The following is a 14,325-nucleotide window of genomic DNA, read 5'->3' as shown; positions in this document are numbered from 1 at the left end:
GGGCAACGCTAGGAAGGCGCGGCGGGACGGACCATCCGGCTGCCGGGGGTCTCCGGAGTGGGGAGGACCCCACTCTCAGGTCTTGCGGACCCCGATGAGATGCGCGTACGCCACTACGTTGCCCTGGTAGCCCGTCTTCGCGGAGAAGCTGCCGCCGCAGGTGATCACCCGCAACTCCGCCCGGTCGGTGGACCCGTACACCTTGTCGTCGGGAAAGTCGCTGTTCTCGTAGACCTCGACGGCGTCGACGGTGAAGACGGCGGTACGGCCGTCCGAGCGGGCCACCTCGACGTGCGCGCCCTTCTTGAGGGTGCCGAGGGCGTAGAAGACCGCCGGGCCGCGCGCGTTGTCGACATGCCCGGCGACGATCGCGGTGCCCTTGGCGCCGGGGGAGGCGCCGTCCTTGTACCAGCTGACGATATTGCCGTTGCCGGCCGGCGGTACGTCGAGGCTGCCGTCCCGCGCGAGCCCGAGCCCCAGGACGGGCGCGTCGACGTCGATGGCGGGGATACGGACGGCGACCGGCGCGGCGGGCGACAGGGGATCGGCGGCGGCCTCCGTGTGGTGGCCGGGCCCGGCCGCGAACGCCTGGGCGGCGGACGGCATGGGCGGGGTGACGGGCTGGAACCCGTTGTGGACGAGCCAGACCCCCGTGCAGAGGGCGAGGACGACGAACCAGCCGCCGCGCTTACCGGTCCTGCCGGCCGTGGTGGTCATGGAGCGGCCTCCGGGATCAGGGAGGTACGGAGAGAGCGGAGTACGGAAAACGGACTACGAAGTTCCCCGCCCCCGTCAGCGATGAGCGTGACGGGGGCGGGGACGCGGGGCGGAACCGGGGGCGGGGTGCGTGCCGCCGCCCCGTCAGCTTCCCTGCGCGCCGCTCGCCCGGCGGCGCAGGAGCCAGGTCCCGCCCGCGGCGGCGCCGGCCAGAACGGCCGCGCCCGCCGCGATCTGAGGGGTGTCGGGCGCGACGCTGCCGCCCACCCCGGTCCGTACATGCCCGCGCGGCCCGCCGTGCTCGACGTACAGCTCGCCGTGGGCCTGCCGGCCGTTGTCGCACTGTACGTGCACGCTGTGGGTGCCGGGCCGTACGTCGTCCGGTACCCAGAACTGCCCGGTCGCGATCTCCTTGTGCCCCCTCGGGTCCAGCCGGAACTCCCCGGCCCGGAGGTCCCGGGCGTCGCCCCTGCCGTGCCCGTCGTGCCCGCAGGCCCTGGTGGAGACGGTCACGGTCGTGCCGGGGCGGGCCGTCCGCGGGGACAGCTCCAGCCGCTCGGAGTCCCAGGACCGGCCGCCGGAGTCGCGGGAGTGGTCGGAGTCCCAGGACCGGCCGTCCCGGGAGTGGCCGTCCCGGGAGTGGTCGGAGTCCCTGGAACGGTCCGAGTCCCAGTCGTTCCCGGCGTACGCCGCCGTGGCGCCCGCGGCGGTCAGGCCGAGCGAGGCGACCGCCAGCGCGGTGCCGGTGAGCAGACGGGCGGTGGGGCGGCGCATGGCGGATCCTCCGGGGCAGACAGCGCGGTGTGTCGTCACCTCCGAGATAAGGCGCCCGCCACCGGACACGCCTGCTGATGGAGAATCAGATCCGCCGCCGACGGTCCGCGTGTCCCGCTTGCGCCGAGCCGTTGCCGCAGGTCAGGGCGGCTGTGGTGGGTGCCGTACGACGCCGGGGGGAGCCGCGCGCCGAACGGGTGACCGCGGCGGGCGCGGTCCGCGCGGGAAGCGACTGCCACCTTTGGCTGCCCCGGTTCCGGAGGTGGCCGTTCCGGCTCCGGCCGCCCCGGCGTCGGCTGCCCCGGCGTCGGCTGCCCCGGCGTCGGCCGCTCAGGCGGTGGCCGGGAACGCGAACCGTACGCCCGTCATCCGTTCCGACACCTCCCACAGCCGCCGGCCGGTCTCGGGGTCGGCCGCCGCCGGGGAGAGCGGCACCCGCGTGGGCGCGCCGCGCAGTTCGGCCGGTCCGTCCGGTCCGATGAACTCACCGCCCACCGCCTCCGGGTCCGTCGCCGCGTACAGCTGGGACAGCGCGCCGGCGGCCGGGGACTGGGCGAGAAGCGGGTTGCCGATACGGCCGAGCAGCAACTGCCAGATCCCGGTCGGCCCGTTCAACTGGAGGCCGGTCGCGGTGTAGCCGGGATGCGCGAGCAGGCTGCGCACCGGGCTGGCGGCCTCGGTCAGCCGCAGATGCAGCTCCTGCCCGAAGACGGCGTTGGCGAACTTCGACTGGTTGTAGAAGGCCATGGGCGCGTAACCGCGCGCGCCGTCGAGGTCGTCGAAGCGGAGGCGCCCCTGCCGGTGGTTGACCGAACTCACCGTGACCACACGGGGGTCGCGCCCGGCGGTCAGCAGATCGAGCAGCAGCCCGGTGAGCGCGAAGTGACCGAGGTGGTTGCAGGCGAACTGCGACTCGTGGCCCAGGGCGTTCAGCGTCCGGGGCGGCGCCATCACCCCGGCGTTGTTGATGAGCACGTCCAGCCGCGCGTGATCGCTGTGCAGCCGGTCGGAGAAGGCCCGGACCGAGTCGAGGTCGGCCAGATCGAGCCGGCGCACCTCCAGGAGGGACGGGTCGAGAGGGCGCGATTGGGGAGAGCGCGATCCGAGAGGGCGAGATTCGGGAGAGCCTCCCGCTCGTTCGGCCGCGCCGATCCGTCCGGCCGCGGTGATCTCCGCGACCGCCCGGCGGCCCCTCTCCTCGTCGCGCACCGCGAGGATCACCCGCCCGCCCCGGTGGTGGAGCGCCCGGGCGGTCGCCAGGCCGAGGCCGCTGCTGGCGCCGGTCACGACGGTTACCCGCCCGGTCTGGTCCGGTATCTGCTCGACGGTCCAGCGCCGCCGCTGTGTCTTACGCGTCATATGGCACATGCTGCTACTGGTGGCACAGAGTGTCAAGACGTGCTTACGATGCCACGCGAGGCATGATGTGTACGAGGGCGCTACGATGGCGCGATGAGCTTCCGCCCCGAAGTGAGCATGGCCGAGCGCAAACGTCAGCTCGTCGCGAGAGAGCTGACCGAAGCGGCGCTCCAACTACTCGCGGTGAAGGGCTTCGACGCGGTCACCATCGACGAGATCGTGGCCGTGGCCGGGGTGTCCCGGCGGACGTTCTTCCGGTACTTCGCGTCGAAGGAGGACGTGGTCGTCCAGTTCCTGGCCGACATGGGCACCGGGATGTGCGCGGAGCTGGCGACCAGGCCCGCCGAGGAGTCCCCCTCCGTGGCGCTGCGGCACACCGTCTGGGTGTCCGTCGCCGCCTGCGGCGACCACATCGAGCGGGTGCTGCCGGTGGTTCAGCTGATTCTGCGCACCCCCGCCCTGCTGGCCCGCTTCCTGGAGCTCCGGGCGCAGTGGTGCGACGACTTGACGGCGGAGCTGGCGCGCCGGCTGGGGCTCGACCCCGGTGCCGAGCTGTATCCGCAGATGGCCGCCGGGATGGCGCTGACCGCGTTTGACGCGGTGCTGCGACGGTGGAGCGACAGCGACGGCACGGAGGATCTGGCCGGACTGGTCGACCGGGCCTTCGCCGTCATCGCCCCGGCGCTGGACGCCGTCGACCCGTCCGGCCACGCGTCACGACAGCGGTAGCCGGGGAGCCGGCGCCATTCGATTCCGGCGCCATCCGATCCCGTTCCATCCGATCGCGTTCTGTCAGATCGCGTCCCACGGGACATCCTCGTACAGCCCGCGCACCGTCTTCATCAGCCGCTCGTCCCCCGGGAAGACCGTCTCGTCGATCCGCGCGACCGGCGCGATCCCCTGGGAGTTGCAGACGAAGGCGGTCAGATAGCGCGGCAGGTCGGCGAGAGTGACCTCCCGGTGGACGGAGGGGATGCCCGCCTCGGGGAGCAGCGACTCGACCAGCGCCATGGTGGTGCCGGTCAGGGCCGGGGCGGCCGGCCAGGCGACCGAATCGCCGTCCCAGAAAGCGATGTTGGCGATGGCGGACTCCGAGATCACCCCGCCCGGACCGGTCAGCAGCGCGTCGTCGAAGCCCGCGCGCCGGGCGAGTTGGCCGTAGTGGATCTGCGCGAAGCCGCCGAGGTGCTTGAGGTGCGCGAACGGCCGCTGATACGTGACGGACGTCAGGCTCTGCGCCCGCTCGGCCAGAAACACCGGCGGCCGTACGGTCACCATCAGCGTCAGCCCCGCCCCGCCGGCCGCCTCGTGCACGTACACCCGGGCCGCCGCGTCCCGTACCCCGCCGAGCGCGTGCCGCAGCGCGGACCGTACGCGCGCGCCGTCCAGCTCCGAGCCGAACAGCTCCCGGCTCGCCGCGTCCAGCCGGGCGATATGCAGATCCAGGCCGCGCACCCGGCCGTCTCTGACCTGGAGGGCGGTGAAGTGCCCGTACGTGTCCATGGCGCGGCGGGCGAGTTCGGCCTCGGTGGCGGGCCGGCCGTCGATCTCGATCAGCAACTCAGGTGCGGTGTTCATGCCGACCAGCGTATGCCGGGTTGACCTCAACCTTGGTTGACATATGAGCATCGCTCCATGGAACTCACCACGGAGCACGAAAGCGCCGCTGGGGGAAGCGGCGACAAGAACCCGCCCCTGCCCGGGAGCCGGCCGCTGAGACTGGCCGTCATCCTCGGCACCAACCGTGAGGGCCGCTTCGGGCCGGTCATCGCCGACTGGTTTCTCTCCCGCGCGGCCGGGCACACCGACTTCCGCGCCGATCTCACCGATCTCATCGATATCGCCGAGCTGGATCTGCCCACCGCCCTCTCCTTCCGGCCCGCCCCCGCCGTCCGGGCCGAACTCGCCAAGGTCACCCCTCGGCTGGCCGCCGCCGACGCCTTCGTCGTCCTGACCCCCGAGTACAACCACTCCTTCCCCGCGCCCCTCAAGTCGCTGATCGACTGGCACTTCCACGAATGGCAGGCCAAGCCGGTCGGCTTTGTCTCCTACGGCGGGGTCTCCGGCGGGCTGCGCGCGGTCGAGCAACTGCGTCAGGTCTTCGCCGAACTGCACGCCGTCACCGTCCGGGACACCGTCTCCTTCCACCGCGCGGGCGCGCACTTCGACGGCGAGGGCCGGCCCAAGGACCCCACCGAGGCCGACGCCGCCGCGAAGGCGATGCTCGACCAGCTCGCCTGGTGGGCGCTGGCGCTGCGGGAGGCCAAGTCGGTCCGGCCGTACGCGGCGTGAGACGGCCGGGCGGAGCCGTACCGTGCTGTACGACCGCCGCCCGCCCGCCCGCTTACCCGGACCCGTACCCGAAGGAGCCGCCACCCCATGACCGCAGCCGACAACGCAGCCGACAACTCCGCCGAGAGCGTCGCCGCGAAGGCCGAGCCCGGCCATCTGACCGTGCTGACCACGACCGACAGCGCCGAGAAGGCCGAGGAGCTGGCCAGGGGCGTGATCGAGGCCCGCCTCGCCGCCTGTGCCCAGATCTCCGCGCCGGTCACCTCCGTCTACCGCTGGCAGAGCGCCATCGAGACCACCCAGGAGTGGCAGATCCTCTTCAAGACCACCACCGCCCGCTACGAGCAGCTGGAAGCCCATCTCACGGGCGCCCACGACTACGACACGCCGGAGATCATCGCGGTCCCCGTGGTACGCGGCGGCGCCGCGTATCTGGCCTGGGTCACGGAGGAGACCACGGCGCCATGACCATCACGCACCTTCCCTTCTTCGTCTACGGCACACTGCGGCCCGGTGGCTTCTACCACGACCGCTTCCTCGCGGGCCGTACGGTCCGCGAGGAACCGGCCCTGCTCGCGGGCGCGTTGCTGTACGACGGCCCCGGCTACCCGTACGCGACCGAGGAGGCCAGGAGCAGAGATGCCACGAGCCGCCAGACCGTGAGCCGGGAGACCGTGACGGAGCCTCCCCGTCCGGTCGTCGTCGGTGAACTCGTCACGGCCGAACCGGCCCGGTACGACGAACTCCTTGCCGCGCTCGACGAACTGGAGGACTACCTCGCCCCCGGCCACCCCGGCAATGTGTACGACCGGGTCGCCCGGGACGTGCACCTCGCCACCGGAGCCACGGCCCGCGCCTGGGTCTATCTGGCGGCTCCCCGGATCGCCCGCGAACTGCGGGCGAGCGGACGGCGGATCGAGGGAGGCGACTGGATGAAGGCGATGAAGGCGATGGAGGCGATGGAGGCGGAGAGACGAAGGACGGGCGAGAGAAATACGTGAAGGCGGCCCAACAAGGCCCATCAACAAGGCCCGTCGGCTCCCGTCAGTCGTTGTCCTCGTGCGTCGCCAGCGCCTCGGTCACCCCCGGCTCCGTCGGCCCGAGGAACTTGGGGTCCCGGCGCACCATGGCGTCGGCCGCCGCCTTCCCCGAGGCGAATATCTCCCGTATCCCGCCGTAGTACCAGGTCACGTCGTGCGGCTCGGCGACCCCGACACCGTACGACTCGATGCCCGCCGACCGGCACAGCGCGACCGCGCGCCGGATATGGAACCCCTGCGTCACCAGGACCGCCCGCTCGACCCCGAATATCTTCCGGGCCCGTACGCACGAGTCCCAGGTGTCGAAGCCGGCGTAGTCGCTGACGATCCGCTCGTCCGGCACGCCGTGCTTCACCAGATACGTGCGCATGGCGTCCGGTTCGTCGTACTCCGCACGGCTGTTGTCCCCCGTGACCAGCACGACCTTCACCTTGCCCGTGCGGTACAGCTCGGCCGCCGTGTTGAGCCGGTGCGCGAGATACGGTGTCGGGCGGCCGGACAGCAGCCCGGCGCCGAAGACCACGGCGACATCCCGGGCCGGTACGTCCGCGACCGTACGGACCCGGCTGTCGGCGGCGGCGTACAGCCAGGTCGACGGCAGCAGCGCGAGTACGCAGCCGAGCATGACGGCCTGCACGGTGAGGCGCCGCCCCCGCTGGGTGCGCCAGAGGCGCGCCGGCCACGTCCATGGCTTCGGCAGTGGCATGTGGTGTCCCCCCGTGCTGGAGTGCTTGTGGTTCCGGTGTCTGGTGCCCGTGTGACGAACGTGTCCCACGTGTCCGACGTGTCCGACGTGTATAAGACGACGAAAACCGCTGATCAGTTCACTTCGCTGGATATGACGGCCGGTTTCCAGGCCGCCAGCAGCAGCGACTCGGCCGCCGCGCCGCTGTAGACGGCCGCCGCAAGCCAGGCCAGGGCGAAGCCCTCGGGGTCGGCGGGCAGCAGCCGGCCCAGGGCGTCATGACGGCGGTCGGCCGCCGCCTCCGTCAGCGCCTCGGCGAGCCGGGCACCGGTGGTCAGGCCCACGGCCCGCAGCCGGCGCGGGAGTTCACCGTCGGCCGCCGCGGCCGTCACCGCCCGGCCGCCCGCGACCGCCCGCTCCACGGTCCTGCGCAGCAGATCCAGCTCGACGGGGAGCGCGGGCGGTGAAGATGGCGAGGACGGCGAGGATGGCTCGGGCGGTGAGACCGGCGTGGGGGAGCCGGCCGTATCGGTGGCTCCCGCCTCCCGGACCGGCGGGCCGACCGGCGGAATGTGCGAGCGGTTGAGCCGGCGCAGGCCCAGATCCGCCCGTACCGGTTCGCCGTCATGTCCCGTCCAGCGCGCGGCGAGCGCGTGGACCCGGTCGGGCCGGTCCGGAAGGACCCGGGCGATCAGCCGCAGCGCGAGCCCGGGACGGGCCATGAGCAGCGCCACGTTCTCCGCCCAGGGCAGCTCGGGCCGCTCGTCCGGCGCGGACAGCCGCAGCGTGGGGCCGCCGGTCACCGCGAACCCCGTCGCCGTGACCGTCCCCGCCAGGAACAGCAGATCACCGCCCACCGCGCGGGTGTCGGCGGGCTCGGCCGCCCAGGCGAGCGCCGCCGCGAGCTGCTCGGCCGGTGGCCGCTCCCAGCGGTCCGCGAGCGGCGGATCCTGCCAGCCGGCACCGGCGGCCCGTACGGAACGCACCTGCCCGCCCCCGCCGATCCGGCCGTCCGCCGAGACCGCCGGCGAGGTGAGGATGGCCCCGGCGCCGTCCCCCAACTCCCGCAGCGCCAGCGCGCAGCCACCCGGCACCGGTGTCCCCGACGCCTGGAGCGCGCGGCCCGGCCCGCCGGGGGCGATGTCCGAGACCGTACGGAGCGTGCCGTCGGGCGCGAGGGCGTACGTGGTGGCCCCCGCGTATCCGGAGGCGGTCACCACCGGCTCGGTGAACAGCCCGTACAGCCGCAGCGGCCCCGACTGCCGGTAGCCGCGCCGCGCGGGCGCGAGCGCCTCGGCGGGGCGCCGCACCAGATCCAGCAGCCCGGCCAGCTCCCCCGAGAGCGCCGCCAGCCGGAACGCCGGATCACCGGTCCGCGCCTCGTCCAGCCGCCGCGCGATCCGCACCGCGGCCGCGGCGGGCCGGGGCAGCCCGGCGAGGCGCGCGGAGTGGGCGGCGTGCAGCAACTCGGCCCGCTGCACCGCCCCGGTCCCCGTCACTCCCGCCACCAGCACGGCCGTTACGGCGTCCCGCAGCCCCCGGAGCGCCACCGTCACCCGAGCGTCCGGCTCCGCACCGGTGACGGCACCTCCCGGCTCCGCCGCGCCGTGCCCCGCCGCGCCGTGCCCTGTAGCACCCGGCTCGGTCGCGACCGATTCCTCCGTCGGCCGCTGCTTTTCGTCCGGGTCCCCGCTCCGGTCCCCGCTCCGGCCCCCGACCGGCTCCATCGCCAGGGGCGCGAGGGACAGGACCGCCGCCCGGTGCAGGCAGGCGGGCGCCAGCAGGCAGTCGCACACCGCGTCGGCCTCGGTGGCGACGATCCCGGCCGTGAGCCGCAGCGTGACGGTCGTCTCCTCGGTGACCCGGACCAGGACGCCGTCCGGGAACGGCTCGACCGGCCGGCCCGCCGCCTTGGCCGCCGCGCCGTCCACGCGCTTGCGCAGCCGCGTGGGCAGCAGTTCGAGGGCGCCGGCCGCCACCTCGGGAGCCACCGGCGGCAAACCTCCGGCACCCGGCGCGCCCGCGCCCGTACCCGCGCCCGGGTCCGTCCCACCGTCCGGCATTACGCCCCCGCCCGCGCCCGCTGACGCGGCAGTCGTCGTCGTCATCGCCCCGCACCTCCCACGCGTTCCCCGACCCAGCGGGCCAGCTCCAAGGGGCTCAGCGCCGCCACCGGCATCCCGGCCCCCACCAACTGCCCCGCCACGCCGGTCGAATAGCGGGGCCTGCCCTCGTTGTCCAGCGAGGCGCAGCCCAGGACATGGCAGCCCGCGTCGACCAGCGCGCGTACCTCCGCGAGCAGCGGCGCGACCGGGCCGCCCTCCTCGAAGTCGCTGATGAGCACGATCAGCGTGCGCGACGGTACGGTCACCAGCCCGCGCGCGTGCCGCAGCCCCCGCGCGATGTTCGTACCGCCGCCCACCCGGACTTCGAGCAGCAGGCTCAACGGATCCTCGACCTGGTCGGTGAGATCGAGGACCTCGGTCGAGAACGCCACGAAGTGCGTACTGACGGTCGGCACGCCCGCCAGAACGGCCGCCGTGAGCGCCGCCCAGACCGTGGACGCCTCCATCGAACCCGAGACGTCCGTGACCAGCACCAGCCGCCAGTCGGCCGATCTGCGGGCCCGGGTGCGGAACACCGGCCGCTCGGGCAGTACCGACACGACACCCGTCGCCGGGTCCCGGCGCGCGGTCGCCAGATTCGCCCGCAGCGTGCGGGAGAGATCCAGCGGGCCACCGGGGCGGCGCGTCGGACGGGGGTGGGCGAGCCCGGTGAGCGCGGGCCGCAGCCGGTTGGCGAGCGCCGCCGTCAACTCGGCCACCAGCCGCGCCACCAGCGGTCGCAACCGGGCGAGCTGCCGCTCGGGCAGCCCGCCCGCGTACGACAGGACCGTCCGCAGCAGCTCCACCGAAGGCCGGGCCGCCGCGGGATCCAGCTCCAGGGCGGCGTCCAGCCGGCCCGCGTCGGCCGCCGCCGCGAGCACCTCCTCGCGCACGCCGGGCCCGAACAGCGCGGACAGCTCCTCCGACCAGGACCGCACATCGGGATACGACGGACCGGTCCCGCCCCGGGAACCGCTCCCCGCCGACTCCTCGCCCCTGGCGCCCTCGCCGCGCCCGTACCCGTACAACTCGTCGAGCGCCCCGGCGATCCGGGCCGCGCCGCCGGTCAGCTCCCGGCTCCGGCCGAGCAGCAGCCGCCACCGCTCCCAGGGCGCGAGCGCGTGCGACGACGGGAGCGGGGGCGGGCCACCCGCAGGTAGCTGGCCAACACCCGTACGGCTACTGGCGGCTGACGCCACCTCCCCCCGGCTCTCCGGATCCCCGCCCTTCTCCGGCGGGGGCGTGTACCCCCGTGCCGCCAGGGCCTCGCGCCCCGCCAGGTCGGCCGCCGCCAGCAGCGCCAGGTCCGCCGGGGCGGCCAGGGCGGCGGGGAGGGCGCCCGCCGCGTGCCCCGTACGGTCCTCGACCATGGCCAGCAGCCGGGCCCTGGCCGCGGGGGAGAGGGTGTCGAAGCCCGCGCGCAGGCTGGGGAGCCGGTCGAGGAAGCCCCGGTCGGACAGGGCCTCGACCCGCTCCAGCAGCGGATCCAGCGCGGGGCCCGCCTCCAGCAGCGGACCGGCGGCCAGCAGGGTCCCGCTGAGGAACCCGGCCAGGTCGGTGCGGCGAGCCGGGTCCGTCGCCCCGTCCACGCGGGACGCCAGCCGCGTACCGAACTCCGCCGCGTCCCGCCGCCCCAGCAGCACCCGGGCCGCCCCCGCCGCGCCTCGGACCAGCGCGGTCCCCTCCTCGTCGAGCCGCTTGAGCGCCGCGTCGAGCCGGAGGCCGCCGCCGAGCGCCGCCGCCCGGTCGGCCAGCGACACCAGCGCCCGCGCGTCGTCCGGATCCGTCGAGCCCGCCAGGCCGTCCAGCGCGCGGACGCCCGCCGCGGCGAGTTCCTCGTACGCCGCGTCGAGCGCGGTCTTCTCCCAGCCCGGGGGCAGCCCCGGCAGATGGCCCGACCGGACGCGGTCCAGCAGGGCGAGCGCGGCGAGCAGTTCGGGCAGGGTGCCGGAGGCCGGGAGCAGCGCGGCGGTCTCCGCGAGCCGCTCCGCGGCGAGTACGGGCAGCCCGCAGCGCGCCGCGTCCGCCAGCCCGTCGAGCGTCTCGGCGCTCGTCGGCCCACCGCTCCGGCGCTCCGACGCCCACCGCTGCCGGAGCGCGCCCGAGGCCGCCTGATCGAGCGTCACCCCGTGCACACCCGCCACATCGAGCATCGCCGCCGTCGAGGGCGACCAGGCCACGGCCCAGCGGGTGGTCAGCGCGGCGGCGTCGCCCACCCCCGCCACCTCGGACTCCTCCCCGTACGGGACCCGGCAGGCCGCCAGCCGCCGCAGACACAGCTCGCGGCGCCGGTCCAGCTCGCCCCGGTGCGCGTCGAGACGCAGCTCCCGGCGGGCGGGCGCGGCCGGTCCGGGCAACGACAGCTCGCCGAGCAGCGCCTCCACCGCCGGGCCGAGCCCCGAGCGAGGCGTCCCGGGCGCGAGCGCCCCACGCCGCGAGCCGACCAGCACCTTCTCCATGGCGGCGGCCACGACACGGCCCCGGCCCAGCAACTGCCCCTGAGTGAGCACGGTCTGCGCCGCCTCCGCCAACTCCCCCCGCCCAGCGGCGGGCAGCCCACGCAACGCCGCCAGATCCCGGGCGACCCGCACCACCTCGCGGGCGTCGACCGGCCCACTCGGATGCCCGGCATCCCGCACAGCCGCGCAAATCCGAACCGCCGTCACCGTCAGCAACTCATCGAGAAGCCCAGGATCACCCCCGGCCCGGAACACCCCCCGCTGCCACTCGGGATCCCTGATCCCGGCCGGATACCCCGACCGCTCGTCCAACAAGGCATACGAATAAGGCACAAGAGACGTCACCACCCCACCGACCCCGGCACCCAGGCTCGTGCCCAAGGCTCCGCCTGGGGTCGTCGGATTCCCCTCCGACCCGAGAGTTCCGCCCGACGACCCGGTTCGGCTCGTGCCTGAGGCCCCGCCCGGGCCCGCCGGGTTTCCGCCCGCCCCGCCGGTCCCGGCCGATGACCCGACCTCTCCGCCGGTCCCGGCGTCCGGGCTCGCGCCCGAGGCTTCGCCCGGGCCCGCCGGGTTTCCGTCCGGTCCGCCGGTCCGGCCAGTCGGCCCCGCCTCCCGACCGGCCGCCAACACCGCTCCGCCCGCCGGTCCCGCCTGTCCGGCCGAGGCCGGAGCCCCGGCGGCTGACCCGGCCGCAGCCCCCACCGCCGACCCCGGCGCCGTCCGCTCCGCTTCGGCAGCGCTCACCACCACCCTCTCGCGCCTCCGAGGCTCACCCCCCGCGCCGGGGTCTGCGGACTCCGGCAGCAGTGCCGGCGCGTGGAAGGCGCCGATCAGGGCGGCTGCGCGGCGGCCCGTGTGGGGGGCCAGGACGCGTCGCATGTTCGCTTCGCGGCGCAGGTCGTACGGGGTGACCGTGCCCGCGTCCCGCCGCAGCGCCCAGCCGACCAGCAGCGCGGCCCGTCGCAGCGACTCCGGGGTGGATCCGGGGGCCGGTGCCTCGACCAGCCGGTCCCACAGGTCGTCGCCGGGCCGACCGCCGGCCCGTGCCCGCAGCGCCGCGGCCAGCGATCCCACCGGCACGGAATCCGCGTCGGCGCACTCGGCGGGGGCCACGTTCTCCTCCGTGTCCCGCTCCGGCTCCCGCGCGGCCAGAGGCAGATCGAACGGAACGACCTCCACCCCCGCGTCCCGCGCCCAGCGGATCGCCGCCAGCTCCGGCGAGAACTCCGCGAACGGCAGGAACACCAGCCCGCCGCCCGCCGCCCCGCCCCGCGCGCCCGCCAGCGCGACCGGCTCCACCGTCGCCGGATCGGCGAGATACGGCAGCCACGGCGCGAACTCCTCCGGCAACTCCACGAAGAGCACCTCCGGCGCCGCCTCCGCCAGCATCGCCGGAACGGCCGCGGCCAGTGCCGGCGAGTGGTGCCGTACGCCGATCAGATACGGCGCCCGGCACCCGGCGAGCGCGGCCACCGCCTCCGGCGGCCCGGCCTCCACCGGACCGGCCTCCGAACGACCCGCCGCCGAAAGACCCGCGCCAGGCCCCGCCGTACCGCGCTCAGCCCAGTTCATCGCGCAGCTCCCACAGCGTCCGCCACAGCGGGGCGCCCGCCTCGGCCCGGCGCCGCACAGGGCCGTCCCAGTAGCCCAGCAGCCGCGCGTGGTCGGCGGGGTCGTCCTTGCGTACCGTGCCGAGCAGATGGCCCGGCAGCGTACGGACGACATCCCGCCCGTCGGAGAGATAGGCCGCGCCGAGCCCCATCGAGGTGGCCACCTGGACGGCCTCCGCCGTCGACATGACCGTCGACGGACGCTCGATCTCCCAGCCCTCCGCGCTACGGCCGGTCCGCAGGTCCCGGAACGCCGTGACCAGCGCTTCGAGCACCGTGTCGTCGACGGAGAACTCGGCGCCGCCGCGCACCAGCGCCGCCGTCGCCTGGCCGCGTACCAGCGCCGTCTCCGCGTCGAGATCGTCGATCGGGCCGACCGTCTCGAAGTTGAACCGCCGCTTCAGGGCCGCGGACATCTCGGAGACACCCCGGTCACGGAGGTTGGCCGTGGCGATCAGGGTGAAGCCGGGCACGGCGTGCACCGTACCGCCGCCTCTGCCGGTCCCTCCCTCCCCGTCCTCTCCTCCGTCGAACTCCAGACCCGCCAGCTCCGGTACGGACATCCGGCGCTCCGACAGCAGCGAGACCAGTGAGTCCTGCACCTCGGGCAGACAGCGCGTGACCTCCTCGATCCGGGCGACCGCGCCGCGCGTCATGGCGGTGAGGACGGGGGAGGGCACCAGCGCCTCCCGGCTCGGCCCCTTGGCGAGGAGCATCGCGTAGTTCCAGCCGTACCGCAGCTGGTCCTCCGTCGTGCCCGCCGTGCCCTGGACGGTGAGGGTGCTGGAGCCGCACACCGCGGCGGACAGCAGCTCGGAGAGCATCGACTTCGCGGTGCCGGGCTCCCCGACGAGAAGCAGCCCGCGCTCTCCCGCGAGCGTCACCACACACCGCTCCACCAGCGCCCGGTCCCCGACGAACTTCCTTGATACGACCAGCTGTTCACCCCCGGGCGCGCGCAGCGGCTCGCCGTCGGAGCCGCAGACGAACAGCACCACCGCGCGCGGTGTCAGCCGCCAGCTCGGCGGCCGGGGCCCGGTGTCGTACGCCGCGAGGAACGCCAGCTCCGCCGCGAACCGGTCCTCCGGCAGCTCCACCTGCCGCCCGGACCGCCCCCCTCCACGCCCGGTGTCACGTCCCGCACCACGTCCCACGCCATGCCCCTTCGCCGCCCCACCCGGAGCATCCGCCTTACCCGGAGCATCCGCCGCGCCTGCCATCCCCATCACCCGCTGCTCCTCGTCCACTGATGTCATCGCTGCCGTTGCCGCTGCCGTCCCG

The 14,325-nt window shown here is 74.8% G+C and carries 12 protein-coding genes; 4 read left to right on the top strand and 8 right to left on the bottom strand.

Annotation, left to right across the window (positions count from 1 at the left end):
• Positions 1-75: 75 nt before the first annotated feature.
• From DVK44_RS08485 to DVK44_RS08475, 3 genes are all read right to left on the bottom strand, one after another.
• On the bottom strand, positions 76-717 hold the full coding sequence (locus DVK44_RS08485) for a class F sortase (protein WP_114659093.1): 642 nt from the start codon (positions 715-717) through the stop codon (positions 76-78).
• A 144-nt stretch (positions 718-861) separates the two neighbouring features.
• On the bottom strand, positions 862-1,491 hold the full coding sequence (locus DVK44_RS08480; RefSeq protein ID WP_114659092.1) for a hypothetical protein: 630 nt from the start codon (positions 1,489-1,491) through the stop codon (positions 862-864).
• 330 nt (positions 1,492-1,821) lie between these two features.
• A complete protein-coding gene (locus tag DVK44_RS08475; protein ID WP_114659091.1) occupies positions 1,822-2,859 on the bottom strand; it encodes an SDR family NAD(P)-dependent oxidoreductase in 1,038 nt (345 codons plus the stop codon).
• Positions 2,860-2,943: 84 nt separating this feature from the next.
• Between DVK44_RS08475 and DVK44_RS08470 the strand changes: the two genes are divergently transcribed.
• Positions 2,944-3,579: a TetR family transcriptional regulator gene (locus DVK44_RS08470; protein ID WP_181957428.1), complete on the top strand. Its 636-nt coding sequence runs from the start codon at positions 2,944-2,946 to the stop codon at positions 3,577-3,579.
• A 63-nt stretch (positions 3,580-3,642) separates the two neighbouring features.
• On the opposite strand, the gene DVK44_RS08465 is transcribed toward DVK44_RS08470, so the two are convergent.
• Positions 3,643-4,428, bottom strand: coding sequence for an aminotransferase class IV (locus DVK44_RS08465; protein WP_114659090.1), 786 nt, complete (start codon positions 4,426-4,428; stop codon positions 3,643-3,645).
• 57 nt (positions 4,429-4,485) lie between these two features.
• Here DVK44_RS08465 and DVK44_RS08460 point away from each other — a divergent pair, with 57 nt between their 5' ends.
• From DVK44_RS08460 to DVK44_RS08450, 3 genes are all read left to right on the top strand, one after another.
• Positions 4,486-5,142 (top strand): NADPH-dependent FMN reductase, encoded by a 657-nt coding sequence (locus DVK44_RS08460; protein WP_114659089.1) that lies wholly within the window; start codon positions 4,486-4,488, stop codon positions 5,140-5,142.
• 87 nt (positions 5,143-5,229) lie between these two features.
• Positions 5,230-5,610: a divalent-cation tolerance protein CutA gene (gene cutA / locus DVK44_RS08455; RefSeq protein WP_114659088.1), complete on the top strand. Its 381-nt coding sequence runs from the start codon at positions 5,230-5,232 to the stop codon at positions 5,608-5,610.
• Complete coding sequence (locus DVK44_RS08450) at positions 5,607-6,143, top strand: gamma-glutamylcyclotransferase family protein (protein ID WP_114659087.1); 537 nt, start codon at positions 5,607-5,609, stop codon at positions 6,141-6,143. Before cutA ends, DVK44_RS08450 begins: the two co-directional genes overlap by 4 nt.
• A 43-nt stretch (positions 6,144-6,186) precedes the next feature.
• Here DVK44_RS08450 and DVK44_RS08445 read toward each other — a convergent pair whose 3' ends face one another.
• The 4 genes from DVK44_RS08445 to DVK44_RS08430 all read right to left on the bottom strand — a co-directional run bounded on the left by DVK44_RS08445 (position 6,187) and on the right by DVK44_RS08430 (position 14,264).
• On the bottom strand, positions 6,187-6,888 hold the full coding sequence (locus DVK44_RS08445; RefSeq protein ID WP_114659086.1) for a SanA/YdcF family protein: 702 nt from the start codon (positions 6,886-6,888) through the stop codon (positions 6,187-6,189).
• Between the two features lie 113 nt (positions 6,889-7,001).
• The gene (locus DVK44_RS08440; protein WP_162793723.1) at positions 7,002-8,975 is read right to left on the bottom strand and encodes a hypothetical protein; all 1,974 of its coding nucleotides are present in this window, start codon (positions 8,973-8,975) and stop codon (positions 7,002-7,004) included.
• The gene (locus DVK44_RS08435; protein WP_228447048.1) at positions 8,972-13,006 is read right to left on the bottom strand and encodes a DUF5682 family protein; all 4,035 of its coding nucleotides are present in this window, start codon (positions 13,004-13,006) and stop codon (positions 8,972-8,974) included. The genes DVK44_RS08440 and DVK44_RS08435 overlap by 4 nt, the downstream gene beginning before the upstream one ends.
• The gene (locus DVK44_RS08430) at positions 12,993-14,264 is read right to left on the bottom strand and encodes an ATP-binding protein (RefSeq protein WP_114664995.1); all 1,272 of its coding nucleotides are present in this window, start codon (positions 14,262-14,264) and stop codon (positions 12,993-12,995) included. The genes DVK44_RS08435 and DVK44_RS08430 overlap by 14 nt, the downstream gene beginning before the upstream one ends.
• Positions 14,265-14,325 lie beyond the last annotated feature (61 nt).

This window comes from Streptomyces paludis (assembly GCF_003344965.1).
GTDB classification, from domain to species: domain Bacteria; phylum Actinomycetota; class Actinomycetes; order Streptomycetales; family Streptomycetaceae; genus Streptomyces; species Streptomyces paludis.
The sequence above is the reverse complement of the archived record's forward strand: the minus strand, read 5'-3'. Positions and strand labels throughout refer to the sequence as shown.

Excerpts from the sequence above, each read along its gene's own strand:
- DVK44_RS08485 (WP_114659093.1), bottom strand. The coding sequence starts at position 717 with ATGACCACCACGGCCGGCAGGACCGGTAAGCGCGGCGGCTGGTTCGTC.
- DVK44_RS08480 (WP_114659092.1), bottom strand. The coding sequence starts at position 1,491 with ATGCGCCGCCCCACCGCCCGTCTGCTCACCGGCACCGCGCTGGCGGTC.
- DVK44_RS08475 (WP_114659091.1), bottom strand. The coding sequence starts at position 2,859 with ATGTGCCATATGACGCGTAAGACACAGCGGCGGCGCTGGACCGTCGAG.
- DVK44_RS08470 (WP_181957428.1), top strand. The coding sequence starts at position 2,944 with ATGAGCTTCCGCCCCGAAGTGAGCATGGCCGAGCGCAAACGTCAGCTC.
- DVK44_RS08465 (WP_114659090.1), bottom strand. The coding sequence starts at position 4,428 with ATGAACACCGCACCTGAGTTGCTGATCGAGATCGACGGCCGGCCCGCC.
- DVK44_RS08460 (WP_114659089.1), top strand. The coding sequence starts at position 4,486 with ATGGAACTCACCACGGAGCACGAAAGCGCCGCTGGGGGAAGCGGCGAC.
- cutA (WP_114659088.1), top strand. The coding sequence starts at position 5,230 with ATGACCGCAGCCGACAACGCAGCCGACAACTCCGCCGAGAGCGTCGCC.
- DVK44_RS08450 (WP_114659087.1), top strand. The coding sequence starts at position 5,607 with ATGACCATCACGCACCTTCCCTTCTTCGTCTACGGCACACTGCGGCCC.
- DVK44_RS08445 (WP_114659086.1), bottom strand. The coding sequence starts at position 6,888 with ATGCCACTGCCGAAGCCATGGACGTGGCCGGCGCGCCTCTGGCGCACC.
- DVK44_RS08440 (WP_162793723.1), bottom strand. The coding sequence starts at position 8,975 with ATGACGACGACGACTGCCGCGTCAGCGGGCGCGGGCGGGGGCGTAATG.
- DVK44_RS08435 (WP_228447048.1), bottom strand. The coding sequence starts at position 13,006 with ATGAACTGGGCTGAGCGCGGTACGGCGGGGCCTGGCGCGGGTCTTTCG.
- DVK44_RS08430 (WP_114664995.1), bottom strand. The coding sequence starts at position 14,264 with ATGGCAGGCGCGGCGGATGCTCCGGGTAAGGCGGATGCTCCGGGTGGG.